Below are 18,856 nucleotides of genomic sequence, written 5' to 3'. Positions count from 1 at the left end.
CGTGCCATCACGTACTGTCTGTCACGATGCACAAGACCCTGATCGTAACGAACGATTTCCCGCCGCGTCCCGGCGGAATCCAGGCGTTCCTGCACAACATGGCGTTGCGACTGGACCCCGACCGGCTCGTGGTCTACGCCTCCACGTGGAAGCGAGGCCGCGAAGGGGCGGAGGCCACCGCTCTGTTCGACGCGGAACAGCCTTTCACGGTTGTCCGGGACCGCACCACCATGCTGTTGCCCACACCACGTGTGACCGCCAGGGCCACCGCGCTGCTGCGCGAACACGGCTGTGAATCGGTCTGGTTCGGCGCCGCCGCGCCCCTCGGTCTGATGGCGCCCGCGCTGCGCAGGGCCGGTGCGGAGCGGCTCGTCGCCACCACCCACGGGCACGAGGCAGGCTGGGCCCAGCTGCCCGCCGCCCGGCAGCTGCTGCGGCGGATCGGCGAGGGCACGGACACGATCACCTACCTCGGCGAGTACACCCGCTCCCGGATCGCCTCCGCGCTCACCCCGGCCGCCGCCGGCCGCATGGTGCAGCTGCCGCCCGGCGTCGACGAGAAGACCTTCCACCCCGGCTCCGGCGGCGACGAGGTGCGGGCCCGCCTCGGCCTCACCGACCGTCCGGTCGTCGTCTGCGTCTCCCGGCTCGTCCCGCGCAAGGGCCAGGACACCCTGATCCGCGCCCTGCCCCGGATCCTGCGGCAGGTGCCGGACGCCGTCCTGCTGATCGTCGGCGGCGGCCCGTACGAGAAGGACCTGCGCCGGCTCGCCGCCGAGACGGGCGTCGCCGCCTCCGTCCGCTTCACCGGCGCCGTGCCCTGGTCGGAGCTGCCCGCCCACTACGGCGCCGGCGACGTCTTCGCCATGCCCTGCCGCACCCGGCGGGGCGGCCTCGACGTCGAGGGTCTCGGCATCGTCTACCTGGAGGCGTCCGCGACCGGCCTCCCGGTCGTCGCCGGCGACTCCGGCGGCGCCCCCGACGCCGTCCTCGACGGCGAGACCGGCTGGGTCGTGCGCGGCGAGTCCGCGGAGGACACCGCCGACCGCGTCACCGCCCTCCTCCTCGACCCGGCCCTGCGCGCCCGCATGGGCGAGCGCGGCCGCGCGTGGGTGGAGGAGAAGTGGCGCTGGGACCTGCTGGCGGAACGGCTCAGGGAACTGCTGTAGCCCATGGGGAAGGGGCCCGGCGCTGGTGCGCCGGGCCCCTTCCCCATGGCCTCACTTGGCGTAGATCGCCTCGATCTCGTCCGCGAAGTCCTTCGCCACCACGTTCCGCTTCAGCTTCAGCGACGGGGTGATGTGCCCCGCCTCCTCGGTGAACTGGGAGGCCAGGACGCGGAACTTCCGGACCGACTCCGCCTTCGAGACCGCCGCGTTGCCGTCGTCGATCGCGCGCTGGACCTCGGCGAGCAGCTCCGGGTCCTCGCGGAGGGCGGCGGCGGTGGTGCCGGCCGGCTTGCCGTGCTCGGACGCCCAGCGGCCCAGGAACTCCTCGTCGAGGGTGACCAGCGCGCCGACGAACGGGCGCCCGTCGCCGACCACCATGCACTCCGCGACCAGGGCGTGGGCGCGGATCCGGTCCTCGATGACCGCCGGGGCGACGTTCTTGCCGCCCGCCGTCACCAGGATCTCCTTCTTCCGGCCGGTGATCGCGAGGTAGCCGTCCTCGTCGAGGGTGCCGATGTCACCGGTGTGGAACCAGCCGTCGGCCAGCGCATCGGCCGTCGCCGCCTCGTTGTTCCAGTACTCCGTGAAGATGTGCTCGCCGTGCAGCAGCACCTCGCCGTCGTCCGCGATCCGCACCACCGAACCCGGCAGCGGCTGGCCGACCGTGCCGATCTTCGGCCGGTCCCACGGGTTGAAGGCGGTCGCCGCGCAGGACTCCGTCAGGCCGTAGCCCTCCAGGACCGTGAAGCCGATGCCGCGGAAGAAGTGGCCGAGCCGCTCGCCCAGCGGCGCGCCGCCGGAGATCGCGTACTCGCCGCGCCCGCCGAGGACCGCCCGCAGCTTCGAGAAGACCAGCTTGTCGAAGACCTTGTGCTTGAGCTTCAGGCCGAAGGACGGGCCCTGCGGGGTGGCCAGCGCGCGGCTGTAGGCGATGGCCGTGTGCGCGGCCTTGTCGAAGATCTTGCCCTTGCCGTCGGCCTGCGCCTTGGCCCGCGCCGAGTTGTAGACCTTCTCGAAGACGCGCGGGACGCCCAGGATCAGCGTCGGGCGGAAGGAGGCCAGCTCGTCCGTGAGGGTCTTGATGTCCGGGAGGCAGCCCAGACGGATCGGGGCCATCACCGAGGCCACCTCGATCAGCCGGCCGAAGACGTGCGCCGCCGGGAGGAAGAGCAGCACCGAGGACTCGCCGGTGCGGAAGAGCGGCTTCAGGCGCTCCACCACGTTGCCGCACTCGGCGAAGAACGCGCGGTGCGTCAGCACGCAGCCCTTGGGGCGGCCCGTCGTGCCCGAGGTGTAGACGATGGTCGCCGGGTCGTCCGCGTTCGCCGCCGACATCCGCGCGTCCAGGGCCTCGTCCGAGACCTCCGCGCCGGAGGCCGTCAGCCGCTCGATCGCGCCGTCCTCGATCTGCCACAGGCCCTTCAGCTCCGGCAGCCCGTCCCGTACGGACTCCACCGCCGCCTGGTGCGCCGCGGACTCCACGAGCGCGAGCGAGGCGCCCGAGTCGCCGAGGATCCACTGGATCTGCTCCGGCGAGCTGGTCTCGTACACCGGCACGGTCACCGCGCCCGCGCTCCAGATCGCGAAGTCGAGCAGCACCCACTCGTAACGGGTGCGGGAGAGCAGCGCGACGCGGTCGCCCACCCCGACCCCGGCGGCGATCAGGCCCTTGGCGGCCCCGCGCACCTCGGCGAGGAACTCCTTGGCGGTCACGTCCGTCCACACGCCGTCGGCCTTGCGGCCCATCACGGCGACGTCTGGGTGCTGGGAGGCGTTGCGGCGGATGAGATCCGTCAGGTTGCCGTCCGAAGGGACCTCGTACAGGGCCGGAAGGCTGAACTCGCGCAAGACTGCTGCTCCTCATCGGGCTCCGGTGCCACGGCTCTGTGTGGACGCACCGGTGCGGTCCATGATCGGGCAGGTGCTCGTGGGGGTGAGCACGACTGTGGACTGCCCGGACGTTACCCACCAGTACGTGGTTCCCGATAGGGGGTTCCGGCCAGATGTTCCGTGCGTCACACCAGCGTGACGGCCCTCTCCGCACAGTAATCCACAGCTTTCCCGACTCCCAAGTAACCGCAGGTCCGACGCCCTAAGGTGGGCACATGCGAGTCCACGTGGTCAGCGACGTGCACGGCAACACCGGCGCCCTCGCCCGGGCGGGGGACGGTGCCGACGCCCTCATATGCCTCGGCGACCTGGTCCTCTTCCTCGACTACGCCGACCACAGCCGGGGCATCTTCCCCGACCTCTTCGGCACGGCCAACGCCGACCGGCTCGTCGAGCTGCGCACCGCCCGCCGCTTCGACGAGGCCCGTGACCTGGGCCGCAGCCTCTGGGCCGGACTCGCCGTCGACCGCGAGACCGCCATCGAGGCCGCCGTCCGCCGCCAGTACGCCGAGCTCTTCGCCGCCTTCCCCACCCCCACGTACGCCACCTACGGCAACGTCGACATCCCCACCCTCTGGTCCGAGTACGCCGGCCCCGGCACCACCGTCCTCGACGGGCAGCGGATCGAGCTCGGCGGCCTGCTCTTCGGCTTCGTCGGCGGCGGCCTGCGCACCCCCATGCGCACCCCGTACGAGATCTCGGACGAGGAGTACGCCGCCAAGGTCGAGGCCCTCGGCGAGGTCGACGTCCTCTGCTCCCACATCCCGCCGGACGTCCCCGACCTCACCTACGACACCGTCGCCCGCCGCTTCGAACGCGGTAGCCGCGCCCTCCTCGACGCCCTGCGCCGCACCCGCCCCCGCTACGCCCTCTTCGGCCACGTCCACCAGCCGCTGGTCCGCCGGATGCGGATCGGCTCCACCGAGTGCGTGAACGTCGGACACTTCGCCGCGACCGGCCGCCCCTTCGCCCTGGAGTGGTGACGGGGGCGACACGGGGGCGCGATAGCCTTCCGTCGGCACGTCCGTGCCCCTACGCACGCCCGCCGGACCGCACAGTGGAGGAGCCACCGCGATGGCCGAACACACCAGCTCGAGCATCACCATCGAGGCGGCGTCGGCCGACGTCATGGGCGTGATCGCCGACTTCGCCCGCTACCCCGACTGGACCGGCGAGGTGACCCAGGCGGAGGTCCTGACGACCGACGACGCCGGCCGCGCCGAGAAGGTCCGGCTCGTCCTCGACGCCGGCGCGATCAAGGACGACCACACCCTCGCGTACACCTGGACCGGCGCGAACGAGGTCAGCTGGACCCTGGTCAAGTCCCAGATGCTGCGCTCCCTCGACGGCTCCTACCGCCTCGCCGCACTCCCCGGCGACCGCACCGAGGTCACCTACCAGCTGACCGTCGACGTCAAGATCCCCATGCTCGGCATGATCAAGCGCAAGGCCGAGAAGGTCATCATCGACCGCGCCCTCGCCGGCCTGAAGAAGCGCGTCGAGTCCAAGGCCTGAAGGCCGGGACCCCGGGCCCGGGGACCGGAGGCGGACGGCCGCCCGCCCGCCCCCGCACCGCACCGCGATAGCGTCACCCGCATGCGGATCATCCTCGTCACCGGAGCCGGCGGCGCCGGGCGCACCACGGTCGCCGCCGCGACCGCCCTCGCCGAGGCACGCGCCGGCCGGCGCGTGCTGCTCGTCACCGGCGACACGGACCCGGCACGCCCCGGACCGGTCGCCGAGGCCGCCGGCGCCGCGGGCCCCGGGACGCTGACCGTGCTGCGGCCCGACTCCGCCGGGGACTTCCGGCGGGAGTTCCTCGCCCTCCAGGCCCGCTCCTCGACCGCGCTCGACCTCCTCGGCGCCTCGCCCTTCGAGGACGCCGAGCTCACCGAACTGCCCGGCAGCCGCCAGTTCTCCCTGCTCCGGGCGCTGCGGGAGGCCGCCGCCGGGGACCACGACCTCGCCGTCGTCGACCTGCCGCCGCTGCGCGAGGCCCTGACCGTCCTCGCCCTCCCCGAGCAGCTCCGCCGCTACCTGCGCCGGCTGCTGCCGCCCGAACGGCAGGCCGCCCGCGCGCTGCGCCCGATGCTCGCCCAGCTCGCCGGCGTCCCCATGCCCGCCCAGTGGCTGTACGGGACCGCCGCCCGCTGGGAGCGGGAACTGGCCGCCGTCCAGGCCGTCGTCGAGGCCCCCGGCACCACCGTCCGGCTCGTCCTCGAACCCGGCCCGGCCGCCGCCGCCACCCTCCGCGACGCCCGCCTCGGCCTCGCCCTCCAAGGCCTCGCCCTCGACGCCGTGATCGCCAACCGGCTCCTCCCCGCCGCCTCCGACGACCCCTGGCTCGCCGCCCTCACCGCCGAACAGCACCGGCACCTGGCCGCCCTCCGCGCCGGCGCCGGGGACCTCCTGCACGAGCTGCCGCACCTCGGCCGCGACCCCCGGGGCCCCGAGGACCTCGCCCTGCTCGCCGCCGTGCGCCCCGGCCTCCCGCCCGTCCCCGCGCCCGCGCCCGCCGTCGAGGACCGGCGCGCCCGGGACGGCGTGCTCGTCTGGCACCTGCCGCTGCCCGGCGCCGTCAAGCAGGACCTCTCCCTCGTCCGCCGGGGCGACGAGCTGCTCCTCGGCGCCGGCCCCTTCCGCCGCACCCTGCCCCTCCCTCCCGCCCTGCGCCGCTGCACCGTCACCGGCGCCGGACTCGTCGACGGCGACCTCGCGATCCGCTTCGCCCCCGACCCCGGACTGTGGCCCGAGCCCTCCTGACCCCCGCCCCCGGGCGTGTACCGTCGAAGGAAGGGAAGCGACGGAGGAGTACGCCATGAGCAGCGAGCGGGACCCCTGGGCCGACGCGTGTGCCGAGGACCTGGAGGCGGAGAAGGCCCGCCGCCGCGCCCAACACGGGGAGGAACCCGGCTCGCCCGCCGAGGAGTTCCGCAGGCTCTTCGAGGCCGTCGCCGAGAAGCTCACCGGCGGACTCGGCGCCGCGGCCCCGCTGTTCGGCGGGCAGAACGCGGCGGGCGCCGCCGCCCAGGCGGCCGAGACCGTCAAGGGACTCGTCAACCAGGCGAAGGCCGCCGTCGAGCCCGTCATCGAGCGCAATCCGCAGGTCTTCGACCACCTCGCCGCCGCCGGCGGCGAACTCCTCGCCGCCTACCGCTCGGCCGTCGAGGGCCACGAGACCCGCTGGACCCGGGGCCCCGGCCTCTCCGAGGACGACCCCCGCCGCGCCGCCGGCACCCCTCCCGAGCCCGCTCCGGAGGACCGCCGCGACGACGGGGACGGCCCCGCCACCGGCCGCCCCATCGATCTGGACTGATCAGTACGGCACGCTCCCCTCGGGTACGGTGGGCCCTAGCGGGGCTCGACCGAAAACTGAGGGATTCATGGGACTCACCATCGGCGTCGACATCGGCGGCACGAAGATCGCGGCCGGCGTGGTCGACGAGGAGGGCAACATCCTCGACACGCACACGGTGCCCACCCCGCCGACCCCCGAAGGCATCGTCGACGCCATCTGCGCGGCCGTCTCCGAGGCCGGCAAGGGACACCGGATCGAGGCCGTCGGCATCGGCGCCGCCGGATACGTCGACGACAAGAGGGCCACCGTCCTCTTCGCGCCGAACATCGACTGGCGGCACGAGCCGCTGAAGGACAAGGTCGAGCAGCGCGTCGGCCTGCCCGTCGTCGTGGAGAACGACGCCAACGCGGCCGCCTGGGGCGAGTACCGCTTCGGCGCGGGCCAGGGCCACGAGGACGTCATCTGCATCACCCTCGGCACCGGCCTCGGCGGCGGCATCATCATCGGCAACAAGCTGCGCCGCGGACGCTTCGGCGTCGCCGCCGAATTCGGTCACATCCGGGTCGTCCCCGACGGCCTGCTGTGCGGCTGCGGCAGCCAGGGCTGCTGGGAGCAGTACGCCTCCGGCCGCGCCCTCGTCCGGTACGCCCGGCAGCGCGCCAACGCCACCCCGGAGCGCGCCGAGGTCCTGCTCGGCCTCGGCGACGGCTCCCCGGAGGGCATCCAGGGCAAGCACGTCAGCGAGGCCGCCCGCGCGGGCGACCCGGTCGCCGTCGACTCCTTCCGCGAGCTGGCCCGCTGGGCCGGCGCGGGCCTCGCCGACCTGGCGTCGCTCTTCGACCCCTCCGCGTTCATCGTCGGCGGCGGCGTCTCGGACGAGGGCGACCTCGTCCTGGACCCGATCCGGAAGTCCTTCCGGCGCTGGCTGATCGGCGGTCAGTGGCGACCGCACGCCCAGGTGCTCGCCGCCCAGCTCGGGAACAAGGCCGGTCTCGTCGGCGCCGCGGACCTGGCCCGTCAGGGCTGACCCCCGCGTCCCGCCCGGCCGATGCCCGCCGCGCCCCCTGGGGCGGGGCGGGCATCCGGCCTATGTTGGGCCCATGGCCCTCGACGCGACCGGCGCGCTGCCCGCCTCCCGTACCGAGCCGGACGGCTCCGCCGTGGTCCGGATCCTCAGCTACAACATCCGCTCGATGCGCGACGACGAGGACGCCCTCGCCCGGGTGATCCGGGCCTGTGCCCCCGACGTCGTCCTCGTCCAGGAGGCCCCGCGCTTCTTCCGCTGGCGCAAGCACGCGGCCCGGCTGGCCGCCAAGAGCGAACTGGTCGTGCTCTCCGGCGGGGCCACCGCCGCGGGGCCGCTGCTGCTCTGCTCGCTGCGCGCCACCGTCGAGCGGACCGAGGACGTCCTCCTGCCGCTCACCCCCGGCCTGCACCGGCGCGGCCTCGCCACCGCCGTCGTCCGCTTCGGGGCCGTGCGGCTGGGTCTCGTCAGCTGCCACCTGAGCCTGCGCGAGGACGAGCGGTACGCCCAGGCCGGGCTGGTCCTCGACCGGGTGGCCGCGCTGGGCACCCCGTACACGATCGTCGCCGGCGACCTCAACGAGCGCCCCGGCGGACCGGCCTTCACCCGGCTCACGGGCACCCTCCGCGACGGCTGGGAGGCGGCCCCCCGGGGAACCGGGCCCACCCATCCCGCGGACCGTCCGCGCCAGCGCATCGACGCGGTCCTGGGCACGGACGGCGTCGAGTTCCTCGGCTGCGGGGTCCCGCCCGACCTCGATCCGGCCGACCTGACCGCCGCCACCGACCACCTGCCGGTGCTGGCGGCGGTCAGGCTCCGGGCGCAGGCCTGACGACCGTCCGGGTCCGCGGCCGGCGGGCGGAGTCCGCCGCAGCCGGCCGAAGCCCGGGAGGCGCCCAGGCGCCGAGCGGTGTGAGGGCGGCGTGGGGAGGGGCGGCCCGCCGGCCGGTGCCGGCGGCGGTCAGGTTCCGGGCATCCGCCCGGGGCGGGTCACACCACCGCGCCGCGGCCCGGGTCGTCGTAGCCGTCGCCGTCCTCGTCGTCGCCCTTCATCCGGGCCACCAGGGTCACGAAGCCGCCCAGGAAGCCGCCGATGCACAGGGTGGTCAGCCACCAGGTCATGTCCCACCGGAGGAGGACCGCGAGCAGCATCAGGACCGGGCCGCCGACCACCCCGAGCCAGGCGAACTTGGTGGTGGTGTCCGCCTCCGGGAGCGGCGGCGGCTCCGGCGGCACGAAGTGCCCCTCGTCCGAGCCGCCGGGGCCCTCCTCGGGCTCGGCCACGCTGTAGTCGCGCGGGCCGCTGCCCGGGCGCACCCCGGGCGCGAAGGTGATCGAGCCGCCGAGGGCCGGCTTCCCTCCGCCGGTGCCGCCGTCGCCGGCGTCGTCGTCCGCCCCGGGGGCCTCCTCCGGCTCCGGCTCAGGCTCCGGCTCCGCCGCGGGCGGCGCGGACGCCTCCCGCTTCGTCTTGTCCGGCTTCGGCACGTCACCCCCCGAGGCGGCCCGGGCCTCCCGCGCCTCCAGCTCCTCCGGCTCGGGCAGCCGCAGGTTCTCGATCGGCCGGAACGGCCGTGCCCCCGGCGGATCCGCGGGCTCCTCGCCGTACCCCGCGACGATCGCGGCCCACGCCGCCTCCTCGTCGATGGGCTGCGGCTCCCGCTCGCCGCCGTCCTGCTGGTCAGCCACCGCTCCTGCTCCCCTTCCCGCCCACGACTCCCGGGGCGAGACGCTCGACGAACGCCAGACTCTCCTCGAAGATCCTCTCCGCGTCATGGTCCAACGTCGCGACGTGGTAGCTCTGTTCCAGCAGCACCTCCCGGACGTCGGTGGAGGAGACCCGGCCGAGCACCCGCGCCGAGTCGGCCGGCGGCACCACGTGGTCGTCAGGGCTGCGCAGCAGCAGGAGGGGCTGGGTGACCTGCGGCAGCTCGCCGTCCACCAGCCGGAAGAACTGCCGCAGCGAGTACGCCGCGTGCAGCGGGACGCGGTCGTACCCGACCTCGGTCACGCCCTCCTTCGCGATGTCGTTGGCGACGCCCTTCGTCGTCGGGACGAGGTGCCGCACGACGGGCAGGGCGTGCGCGGCGAGGCCGTGGACCTTGTTGCCCGGGTTGACGAGCACGATGCCGCGGACCGCGTCGCCGTGCTTCGCGGCGAGCCGGAGGGTCAGCGCCCCGCCCATGGAGAGGCCGAAGACGAAGACCGAGGAGCAGCGGGCGGTCAGCTCGCGCAGCGCCCGGTCCACCTCCGCGTACCAGTCGTGCCAGGTGGTGAGCTGCATGTCCTGCCAGCGCGTGCCGTGCCCGGGCAGCAGCGGCACCGACACGGTCAGGCCGCGGTCCGCGAGGTACTCGCCCCACGGGCGCATCGACTGCGGGGAACCGGTGAATCCGTGACAGAGAAGGACGCCGACCTCTCCGCCCTCATGGCGGTAGGGCTCGGCTCCGGGAAGGACCGGCACCGGGGTCTCCTGTTCGGTCTGCGGCTCCGGCGCGTCGGGGCGGGGGAGCCGTACGGCGATGGGGGAAGGACCTTCACGGTACGCGACCGGACCGACACCGACCAGGGCCGCAGCGGGGACGGCACGTCACCACGGGATAAAGTCGTGGCGACGGCACACGGAAGGCATGGCGAGTTGATCTACGGCGCAATGAAGTTCTCCATCGGCGGGTCCCTGAAGCTCGCCTTCCGGCCCTGGGTGGAGGGCCTGGAGAACGTGCCCGCCGAAGGGCCCGCGATCCTGGCCAGCAACCACCTGTCCTTCTCGGACTCCTTCTTCCTGCCCGCGGTCCTCGACCGCAAGGTCACCTTCATCGCCAAGGCGGAGTACTTCACCACGCCCGGCGTGAAGGGCCGGCTGACCGCCGCCTTCTTCAAGGGCGTCGGGCAGCTCCCGGTGGACCGCTCGGGCGCCCGCGGCGCCGGCGAGGCGGCCATCAAGGCCGGCATCGAGGTCATCGAGGGCGGCGGCCTCTTCGGCATCTACCCCGAGGGCACCCGCTCGCCCGACGGCCGGCTCTACCGGGGCAAGCCCGGCGGGCTCGCCCGGGTCGCGCTGGCCACCGGTGCCCCGGTGATCCCCGTCGCCATGATCGACACCGAGAAGATCCAGCCGCCCGGCAAGGTCGTCCCGAAGCTGATGCGCCCCGGGATCAGGATCGGCAAGCCGCTGGACTTCTCCCGCTACCAGGGCATGGACGGCGACCGCTTCATCCTCCGGTCGGTGACCGACGAGGTCATGTACGAGATCATGAAGCTGTCCGGCCAGGAGTACGTGGACATCTACGCGACGGCCGCCAAGCGGCAGCTCGCCGAGGCCGAGAAGGCCGCCAAGGAGGCCGTGAAGGCGGAGATCGCCGCACGGGAAGAGTCCGGCGCCTGACGCTCCCGTCGACGGGGCGCCGGTGGGGGTGGGGGAGATGGCCAAGCGCGAGCGCGTCGTGCGCATGTCGGTGGAACAGCCGCTGTGGCGCGCGCTGACGGGTTACCGCGTCCTGACGACGGTCTACGCGGTGCTGATCTTCGCCACCGGCCGGGACCGCTACGAGCGGCCCTGGATCGCCGTCGCCTACCTGGCGGTGCTCTGCGTCTGGACCCTCGCCACCCTGCCCAAGGTGGCGAACGCGGCGAGCTGCACCAAGCGCTTCCTCGCCGCCGACCTCGCCCTCGCCCTCACCGGCATCCTCCTCACCCCGCTCGCCGACGCCCACGCCCAGTCCGTGGACGGCCCCACGCTGCCGACGATATGGACCGCCGGCTCGGTCCTCGCCTACGCCATCAAGGGCGGCTGGCGCTGGGCCGGCTTCGCCTCCTCCCTCGTCGCCGTCGCCAACATCATCGAGCGGGGCCACCCCAGCCGGGACACCGTCCACAACGTGATCCTGGTCTGGGTGGCCTCCATCGCCATCGGATACGTCGTCGAGGTCGCCCGCGCCTCCGAGCGCACCCTCGCCCGCGCCCTGGAGATCGAGGCCGCCACCCGGGAGCGCGAGCGGCTCGCCCGCGACATCCACGACAGCGTCCTCCAGGTCCTCGCCATGGTGCAGCGGCGCGGCACCGCCATCGGCGGGGAGGCCGCCGAGCTGGGCCGGATGGCCGGTGAGCAGGAGGTCGCGCTGCGGACCCTGGTGGCCGGCGGTCTCACCCGCACCAGCCACGTCTCCGAGGACGAGTCCGAGGGCGCGGTCGTCCGGGTCGTGGAGGTCGACGACGAGCCCGCCGACGACACCCCCGTCGACCTGCGCGCCCTGCTCGCCCCGCGGGCCGGCGCCCGGGTCACCCTCTCCGACCCCGGGGTGCCCGTGCCGCTGCCCGCGGCCGCCGCCCGCGAGCTGGCCGCCGCCGTCGGCGCCGCCCTGGACAACGTGCGGGTGCACGCGGGCGCGGACGCGCGCGCGTGGATCCTGGTCGAGGACTGGGACGACGAGGTCATCGTCACCGTCCGGGACGACGGGCCCGGCATCCCGGAGGGCCGGCTCGCCGAGGCGGAGGGCGAGGGCCGGATGGGCGTCGCGCTCTCCATCCGGGGGCGGCTGCGCGACCTGGGCGGCACGGCCGAGCTGATCTCGGTCCCCGGCCAGGGCACCGAAGTGGAACTGAAGGTCCCGCGACCGGCGCGGGACGCACGGGGGAAGGCAGGAGAGAAGTGAACGAGGCACACGACGGGGCGGAGCAGGGGCGGCCCATCAAGGTGATGGTCGTCGACGACCACCCCATGTGGCGGGACGCCGTCGCCCGCGACCTGGCCGAGGCGGGCTTCTCCGTCGTCGCCACCGCGGGCGACGGCGAGCAGGCCGTCCGCCGGGCCCCGGCCGCCGCCCCCGACGTCCTCGTCCTGGACCTGAACCTGCCGGCCAAGCCGGGCGTCCAGGTCTGCAAGGAGCTGGTCGGGACGCTGCCCGGACTGCGGGTCCTGGTCCTCTCGGCGAGCGGCGAGCACGCCGACGTCCTGGAGGCCGTGAAGTCCGGCGCCACCGGCTACCTGCTGAAGTCGGCCAGCACCGAGGAGCTGACCGACGCGGTCCGCCGCACCGCCGCGGGCGACCCCGTCTTCACCCCGGGCCTGGCCGGTCTGGTCCTCGGCGAGTACCGCCGCCTCGCCTCCGAGCCCGCCCCCGCCGCCGGCGCGGGCGAGCCCGAGGCGCCCCGCCTCACCGACCGCGAGACCGAGGTCCTGCGGCTCGTCGCCAAGGGCCTCAGCTACAAGCAGATCGCCGAGCGGCTGGTCATCTCGCACCGCACCGTGCAGAACCACGTCCAGAACACCCTGGGCAAGCTCCAGCTGCACAACCGCGTCGAGCTGGTCCGGTACGCGATCGAGCGCGGCCTCGACGAGGGCTGACCGGCCGGACGCCGGGCGGCCCGGGGGACAGAGCCGTATATTCAGGCGCATGTGCGGCCCTGTGGCCCCGCGGCTCTTCGGCGAGAGGACTGGCGTGGAGATCCTGGCATTCGGCGTGCAGGCGGACGAGAAGCCGATGATCGAGAAGGCGTTCGCGGGCCACCACGACGTCCGCTGCCTCGACGTCTTCCTCACCGAGGACACCGCCCCCATCGCGGCCGGCTACGAGGTCATCTCCACCAGCGTCAACGCCGTCCTCGACCACCGGGTCCTGCAGACCCTCGCGGCCGGCGGTACCCAGATGATCGCCCAGCGCTCCACCGGCTTCAACAACATCGACCTGGAGGTCGCCGAGCGCCTCGGCCTCACCGTCGCCCGCGTCTCGTACTACTCGCCATACTCGGTCGCCGAGTTCGCCTGGACCCTCGCCATGGCCGTCAACCGGCGGATCGTCCGCGCCTCCAACCGCACCCGCGACTTCGACTTCCGCCTCGACGGACTGATGGGCCGCGACCTGCGGGGCCGCACCGCCGGCGTCCTCGGCACCGGCAAGATCGGCGAGGCCTTCGCCCGGATCGCCCACGGCTTCGGCATGCGGCTCCTCGGCTGGGACGTCGCCGAGAACCCGGCCTGCGTCGAACTGGGCATGGAGTACGCCGACAAGGACCGCCTCCTCGCCGAGGCCGACCTCGTCAGCCTCCACGTGCCGCTGCTGCCCACCACCCACCACCTCATCGACGCCGCCGCCCTCAAGGCCATGAAGGACGACGCGATCCTGGTCAACTCCAGCCGCGGCGGTCTCGTCGACACCGAGGCCCTCGTCACCGAGCTGCGTGCCGGCCGGTTCGCCGGCGTCGGCCTCGACGTCTACGAGGCGGAGGCCGGCCTCTTCTTCCTCGACAAGTCCCTCGCCGGCGTCGAGGACGACACCCTGGCCCGCCTGGTGACCTTCCCGAACGTCGTCGTGACCAGCCACCAGGCGTACTACACCGCCGACGCGGTCGGCCAGATCATCGACACCACGGTCCGGAACGTCCTCGACTACACCCGCGGCGAGCGCGGCGAGAACGTCCTGGTCCCGCGGGCCGCCCCCTAGACCAGCACCCCGGCCAGCAGCCCGGCCGTCACCGACGCGCCCTCCAGGGTCAGCACCGACTCCGGGTGGAACTGCACCCCGGCGAAGCCCGGGCCGCGCAGCGCGTGCACCTCGCCCGAGTCCGCGTCCCGGCTCACCTCGATCCGGTGCAGCGCCAGCTCCGTCGCCTCCCGCTCGTCGCAGCGCGCCGTGAAGCTGTTGTAGAAGCCGACCGTCCGCTCCTGCCCGAACAGGTCGATCCGGACCTGCGCGCCCTGGAAGGGGACGCGCTTGCGCACGAGGTCCAGGCCCAGTTCGGCCGCGATCAGCTCGTGCCCGAGGCACACCCCCAGCAGGCCGTGCCGGTGGCCGCGCAGCAGCTCGGCGGTGAGCCCGCGCAGGAACCGCATCTTGGGGTCGGCCGCGTCCATCGGGTCGCCGGGTCCGGGGCCCAGCACCACCGGGCCCTCGTGGGCGAGCGCCAGCTCCCGCAGCCCCGGCTCGTCGTAGCGCAGCACCGACACCTCCAGGCCCGAGGAGCGCAGCAGGTGGGCCAGCATCGCCGTGAAGGTGTCCTCCGCGTCGATCACCAGCGCGTGGCCCGTCAGCTCCGCCGACCGGGTCTGCATCCGCAGCCAGAACGGCGCCAGGTCCGCCCGCCGGGCGTCCAGCGCGGCCCGCACCCGCGGATCGTCCGCCAGCCGGGGCCGGGTGGCGGAGTCCTCCTCGGGGCGTCCCTCCCGCACCCCGAGCGCCGCCAGCACCCCCGCCGCCTTCGCGTGGGTCTCCGCGACCTCGCCCGCCGGGTCCGAGTGCCGCACCAGCGTCGCGCCCACCGGGACCCGCAGCCGCCCGTCGGCCGCGACGTCGGCGGTGCGGATCAGGATGGGGGAGTCCAGCGTCTGCGCCCCGTTGGCGTCCGTGCCGAGCAGCGCCAGCGCGCCCGCGTAGTAGCCGCGCCCGCCCGTCTCGTGGCGCTCGATCACCCGGCAGGCGTTCTGCACCGGGGAGCCCGTCACGGTCGCCGCGAACATCGTCTCCCGCAGCACCTCCCGCACGTCCAGCGTGGAACGGCCGCGCAACTCGTACTCGGTGTGCGCGAGATGGGCCATCTCCTTCAGCCGGGGGCCGATCACCACCCCGCCCATGTCCCCGACCGTGCACATCATCTTCAGCTCCTCGTCCACCACCATGGAGAGCTCCTCGGTCTCCTTGCGGTCGGCGAGGAAGCCGAGCAGCCCCTCGGCGGTCGGAGCCGCCCCGTCCGGGTAGCGGTACGTTCCGCTGATCGGGTTCATGACCACGGTCCCGCCCGACATCCGCACGTGCGCCTCGGGGCTGGCCCCCACGAGCGTCCGCTCCCCGGTGTGCACGACGAAGGTCCAGTACGCCCCCCGCTCGCCCTGGAGCAGTCGTCGGAAGAGGGCCAGCGCGTCGGCCCGGCCGAAGCCCGGGATCTCGCCGGTGTAGGTCCGGCGGATGACGAAGTTCGCGCCCTCGCCGCCGCCGATCTCCTCCTCGATCACCCGCCGCACGGTGGCCGCGTACTCCTCGTCGGAGACGTCGAACCGCCCGCCGGTCACGGTGACGGGGTGCGCGGGCAGCGCCTCCAGCACCTCGCCGAGCGGCAGTTCGTACGTCTCCTCGGCGACGAGCACCGACAGCGGCGTCCCGTCGTCCCGCACGTCGAACCCGCGCTCCCGGATCTGCCGGAACGGCACCAGCGCGAGCGCCGGCCGCTCGCCCACCGGCAGTTCGGCGAGCCGCTCCACCTCGTGGACGGCGCCGGTCAGCACCTCGACGGTGTCGTGGTCGCGGCCGGGAGTGCGGCGGCGCAGCAGGGCGAAGGGCGGGGCGGAGCCGTCGAGGAGACGGGAGAGGTCGAAGTCCATGGCAGTGGGTTCCTTCCGGTCGGAGTGCGGAGAGGAACGGCCTCGCGGGTACGAGAAAGGCCGCCCCTCGGGCGGCCTTCGCGTGGTCTTCGGGTACGCGCAGTCAGTGGGCCGCCGGAGGGACGGTCCACCACCAGTTCTGGTTCGAAGGCGCGTACATGCGAGCACTGTAACCCAGCCGGGCACGGGAACGGGGCCCGTCCCACACCGTGGAAGGCGCGGAACGGGCCCCGTCCGTCGGGAGCGACCGGATCAGACGATCAGGTTGAAGCCCTGCCAGCCACCGCCGACCTGCGCCTTGGGGGCGTAGGGGTTCGGGTAGCCGCCGGTGTTCCTGTAGAACCAGAGCACGCCGGAGGCGTCGCGGGCGATCAGGTCCGGCTTGCCGTCCTTGTTCAGGTCGCCGGGGCCGACCATCAGGTTGTACGCCTGCCAGCCGCCGCCGACCTGGACGCGCTGGGCGAAGGGCTTCAGCGGGTCGCCGGTGCCCTTGTAGAACCACAGCACGCCGGTCTTGTCCCGGCCCAGCAGGTCGGGCTTGCCGTCGCCGGTCACGTCGCCGGTGCTGACGATCTCGTCGTACGTCTGCCAGCCGCCGCCGACCTGGGACTTGGGCGCGAAGGGCCTCAGCGGGTCGCCGGTGCCCTTGTAGAACCACAGCACGCCGGCCGCGTCGCGGCCGATCAGGTCGGCCTTGCCGTCGGCGTTCATGTCGCCGATGCCGAGGATCTTGTTGTAGACCTGCCAGCCGCCGCCGGTGCGGAGCCGGGCCTTGAACAGCGCGTTCGGGTTGCCGCTGCCCTGGTAGTACCAGAGCACGCCGTCCTTGTCCCGGGCGACCGCGTCCCCGGTGCCGTCGGCCCGCAGCGTCGTCATCGGCGTGATCGCGTTGTACACCTGCCAGCCGCTGCCGACCCGGTACTTGGGCAGGAACGGGGCGGTCGCGCTGCCGGAGCCCTGGTACTGCCAGAGGACGCCGGAGGCGTCACGGGCGATGATGTTGTGGCGGTCGGTGGCGGAGACGGCGGGGGCCGGGGACTCCTCCACGACGTCGTCCTGCTTCACCCAGGCGATGCGGTGGTTGTAGCGGATCGGCACGTACGTGTCGTTGCCGACCACCCGCGTCTGGGCGGAACCGAAGTAGTCGTCGCCCTTGACCGCGTCGCCCGCCTTCACGTAGGCGGCACCGGCCGCGAAGGAGTACTTCGACAGGTAGTTCGGGTTGTCCGCCGGCGCGGTCTGCCCGGTGCCGGCGTAGGCCTCGGCCTCGGGGAAGGAGCGCCCGTAGATCCGGGGCGCGACGCCCGCCTTGGCCTTCACGACCTTGGCCGTCGGGGAGGAGACGACGGAGGTGTACTGGCCGCCCGGGTTGTAGAACCAGGCCTTGCGGCCGTTGTGCCAGATCGCCGTCCAACTGGTCGTGGACTCCGCGACCACGTAGGAGGCGCCGGCCCTGACCTTGCTGCCCCAGTTGGCGGCCTCGGTGGACCCCCAGCCGGAGGGCAGGTACGGGTCGGCGAGCGGGGTGGCCGTCGACGCCGAGGCGTACAGGTAGCCGAAGTTCGTCGGCTGCGCGGCGACGGCGTCGCCGCCGTACGTGAGCTTCGGCTGGTTGGCCGTGGTGAAGGGCGGCACGACCCGGACCACCTGGCCGGCCTGGAGCAGGCCGCCCGCGCGCTGGTCGCCGGTGGGCGCGCCCATCAGGGCCATGTAGCGGTTCCAGTCCCAGAACGGACCGGCGTCCCAGTGCATGCCGGACACCTTGGCGTCGAGCGTGCCGGGGATCTCGTCGTGACCGATGATGTGCTCGCGGTCCAGCGGGATGTCGTACTGGGCCGCCAGGTACTTCACCAGGGCGGCGGAGGACTGGTACTGCGAGGGCGTGTACCAGTTGCCCTTGATCGCGAAGCCCTCGTGCTCCACTCCGATGGAGTGCATGTTGAGGGTCCAGTTCCCGGCGTGCCAGGCGACGTCCTTGTTCTCGACCATCTGGGCGACGTGGCCGTCCGAGGAGCGGATCAGGTAGTGGGTGCTGACGCCCTTGCTGGAGTTGCGGAAGGTGGCCAGCGAGCCGTCGTACTCGCCCTCGGTGTCGTGGATCACGATCTGCCGGATCTGGAAGCCGGCGGGGTCCTTGCCGCGGTTGGCGACGCTGTAGTTCTTGGTGCCGTTGGTCGGGTCCACGGCGGGGACGAACTCGCAGGCCAGGGTCGTGGGGCACTCCGGCGTGGGGTCGGCGGCGGTGTCCGCGAAGCTCGCGGCCAGCGGCTGGCTGGCCGGCTTGACCGGTACGACCGACGGGTCGGCGGGCAGGGAGACCTGCTGGCCGTCCGTGGTGAGGGCCCGCTCGCCCTTCTTGATCGACGAGAAGACGCGCTGGGCGAAGAGGTCGGCGCCCTTCCTGTCCGGGGACTGGCTGAAGCGGGCGACGGCGGCGTACCAGTCGCCGGCCTCGTCGGACAGCTTGCCGCCGGCCTGCTTCTGGTAGTCGACCAGCAGGGCGGCGCCGGCGCGGATCGACGCGGCGGTGTCGTTCTCGACGGCGTCGGTGGAGCTGCCGATCAGCCCGGCCGCCTTGTCCAGCGTGTGCAGCCGGGGATCGTCCGTGTCGACGGTCTCCTTCGGCGACTCGCGCAGGGCCTTCGCGGCGTTGAACTTCTTCTCGACCTCGGGGCTGTCGCTCGCGTTGAGGTGCGCGAGCCGCTCCTTGTCGTCCTGCGGTTCGATGTCCTCGGGGTCGACCTTCGTCAGACCCATCACGTTGTAGGCACCCGTGGTGCTCGGCTGCCCGTCGTGCGTCTCCCACCACGACTGCTGGTACGACACCGCCATCAGCACGCTCTGCGGGACGTCGAACTCCTTCGCCGCCGCGGCGAACTGTTCCTGGAGCGAGGCGTCGGCACCGGGCTTCGCGTCGCCGGCCGTGCCGAGGAGGTTCGGCGAGGCGACCGCGAGGGTCCCGATGGTGGCGGTGGCGACGACGGCGGCCGCCGCTCCGTACAAGAGTCGTTTCTTTTTGCGATCCCTGCGGTGACTCTGGGTCACACCCACCCCTGTTGTCAGCTATGTATTTGGCGAGCGGGTTTGCTCGTTTGCGAAACGGGCCCGAGGGTAACATCACTCGATGGCATGAAGATCGCGCCCGGACATAACGGATGCGCGTCTCA

General features: G+C 73.4%; 17 protein-coding genes. 11 read left to right on the top strand and 6 right to left on the bottom strand.

Translation table 11 applies throughout. The annotated features are described in order from the left end of the window. Window positions 1-26: 26 nt before the first annotated feature. Window positions 27-1,169 (top strand): glycosyltransferase family 4 protein, encoded by a 1,143-nt coding sequence (locus ACF1ED_RS12265; protein WP_391759325.1) that lies wholly within the window; start codon window positions 27-29, stop codon window positions 1,167-1,169. A gap of 51 nt (window positions 1,170-1,220) precedes the next feature. On the opposite strand, the gene ACF1ED_RS12260 is transcribed toward ACF1ED_RS12265, so the two are convergent. Continuing rightward, window positions 1,221-3,017: an AMP-dependent synthetase/ligase gene (locus ACF1ED_RS12260; RefSeq protein WP_391759323.1), complete on the bottom strand. Its 1,797-nt coding sequence runs from the start codon at window positions 3,015-3,017 to the stop codon at window positions 1,221-1,223. A gap of 257 nt (window positions 3,018-3,274) precedes the next feature. Between ACF1ED_RS12260 and ACF1ED_RS12255 the strand changes: the two genes are divergently transcribed. From ACF1ED_RS12255 to ACF1ED_RS12230, 6 genes are all read left to right on the top strand, one after another. Continuing rightward, window positions 3,275-4,042, top strand: a complete 768-nt coding sequence (locus ACF1ED_RS12255) for a metallophosphoesterase (protein WP_391759321.1) — start codon at window positions 3,275-3,277, stop codon at window positions 4,040-4,042. Window positions 4,043-4,133: 91 nt separating this feature from the next. Further along, a complete protein-coding gene (locus tag ACF1ED_RS12250; RefSeq protein WP_391759319.1) occupies window positions 4,134-4,574 on the top strand; it encodes an SRPBCC family protein in 441 nt (146 codons plus the stop codon). An 81-nt stretch (window positions 4,575-4,655) separates the two neighbouring features. Then, window positions 4,656-5,822, top strand: a complete 1,167-nt coding sequence (locus tag ACF1ED_RS12245) for an ArsA family ATPase (protein ID WP_391759317.1) — start codon at window positions 4,656-4,658, stop codon at window positions 5,820-5,822. Between the two features lie 55 nt (window positions 5,823-5,877). Next, window positions 5,878-6,375, top strand: a complete 498-nt coding sequence (locus ACF1ED_RS12240; protein ID WP_391759315.1) for a DUF5304 domain-containing protein — start codon at window positions 5,878-5,880, stop codon at window positions 6,373-6,375. A gap of 67 nt (window positions 6,376-6,442) precedes the next feature. Continuing rightward, window positions 6,443-7,384 (top strand): ROK family glucokinase, encoded by a 942-nt coding sequence (locus tag ACF1ED_RS12235; protein WP_391759313.1) that lies wholly within the window; start codon window positions 6,443-6,445, stop codon window positions 7,382-7,384. A 73-nt stretch (window positions 7,385-7,457) separates the two neighbouring features. Beyond that, window positions 7,458-8,213 carry an endonuclease/exonuclease/phosphatase family protein gene (locus ACF1ED_RS12230; RefSeq protein WP_391759311.1) on the top strand — a complete coding sequence of 252 codons (756 nt, stop codon included), beginning with the start codon at window positions 7,458-7,460 and terminating at the stop codon, window positions 8,211-8,213. 158 nt (window positions 8,214-8,371) lie between these two features. Here the strand turns inward: ACF1ED_RS12230 and ACF1ED_RS12225 are convergent, their stop codons facing one another. Together ACF1ED_RS12225 and ACF1ED_RS12220 are read right to left on the bottom strand one after the other, a co-directional pair. Beyond that, complete coding sequence (locus ACF1ED_RS12225) at window positions 8,372-9,067, bottom strand: hypothetical protein (protein ID WP_391759309.1); 696 nt, start codon at window positions 9,065-9,067, stop codon at window positions 8,372-8,374. Then, on the bottom strand, window positions 9,060-9,842 hold the full coding sequence (locus ACF1ED_RS12220; protein ID WP_391759307.1) for an alpha/beta hydrolase: 783 nt from the start codon (window positions 9,840-9,842) through the stop codon (window positions 9,060-9,062). The genes ACF1ED_RS12225 and ACF1ED_RS12220 overlap by 8 nt, the downstream gene beginning before the upstream one ends. Window positions 9,843-10,016: 174 nt before the next feature. Between ACF1ED_RS12220 and ACF1ED_RS12215 the strand changes: the two genes are divergently transcribed. From ACF1ED_RS12215 to ACF1ED_RS12200, 4 genes are all read left to right on the top strand, one after another. Further along, a complete protein-coding gene (locus tag ACF1ED_RS12215) occupies window positions 10,017-10,763 on the top strand; it encodes a lysophospholipid acyltransferase family protein (protein WP_351840958.1) in 747 nt (248 codons plus the stop codon). Window positions 10,764-10,800: 37 nt separating this feature from the next. Further along, window positions 10,801-12,030: a MacS family sensor histidine kinase gene (gene macS / locus ACF1ED_RS12210; protein ID WP_391759305.1), complete on the top strand. Its 1,230-nt coding sequence runs from the start codon at window positions 10,801-10,803 to the stop codon at window positions 12,028-12,030. 44 nt (window positions 12,031-12,074) lie between these two features. Further along, window positions 12,075-12,722, top strand: coding sequence for a response regulator transcription factor (locus ACF1ED_RS12205; RefSeq protein WP_351841196.1), 648 nt, complete (start codon window positions 12,075-12,077; stop codon window positions 12,720-12,722). A 94-nt stretch (window positions 12,723-12,816) separates the two neighbouring features. Further along, window positions 12,817-13,818: a 2-hydroxyacid dehydrogenase gene (locus ACF1ED_RS12200; protein ID WP_391759303.1), complete on the top strand. Its 1,002-nt coding sequence runs from the start codon at window positions 12,817-12,819 to the stop codon at window positions 13,816-13,818. Here the strand turns inward: ACF1ED_RS12200 and ACF1ED_RS12195 are convergent. The 3 genes from ACF1ED_RS12195 to ACF1ED_RS12185 all read right to left on the bottom strand — a co-directional run bounded on the left by ACF1ED_RS12195 (window position 13,815) and on the right by ACF1ED_RS12185 (window position 18,692). Then, entirely contained in the window at window positions 13,815-15,689 is a 1,875-nt protein-coding gene (locus tag ACF1ED_RS12195; RefSeq protein WP_391759302.1) for an anthranilate synthase family protein, read from the bottom strand. The genes ACF1ED_RS12200 and ACF1ED_RS12195 overlap by 4 nt on opposite strands. Before the next feature lie 103 nt (window positions 15,690-15,792). Continuing rightward, window positions 15,793-15,849 carry a trp operon leader peptide gene (locus ACF1ED_RS12190; RefSeq protein WP_360600813.1) on the bottom strand — a complete coding sequence of 19 codons (57 nt, stop codon included), beginning with the start codon at window positions 15,847-15,849 and terminating at the stop codon, window positions 15,793-15,795. A gap of 92 nt (window positions 15,850-15,941) precedes the next feature. Beyond that, window positions 15,942-18,692, bottom strand: coding sequence for an N-acetylmuramoyl-L-alanine amidase (locus tag ACF1ED_RS12185; protein ID WP_391759300.1), 2,751 nt, complete (start codon window positions 18,690-18,692; stop codon window positions 15,942-15,944). Window positions 18,693-18,856: the final 164 nt, after the last annotated feature.

Source organism: Streptomyces sp. NPDC014656, from assembly GCF_043084305.1.
GTDB lineage: Bacteria > Actinomycetota > Actinomycetes > Streptomycetales > Streptomycetaceae > Streptomyces.
The sequence above is the reverse complement of the archived record's forward strand: the minus strand, read 5'-3'. Positions and strand labels throughout refer to the sequence as shown.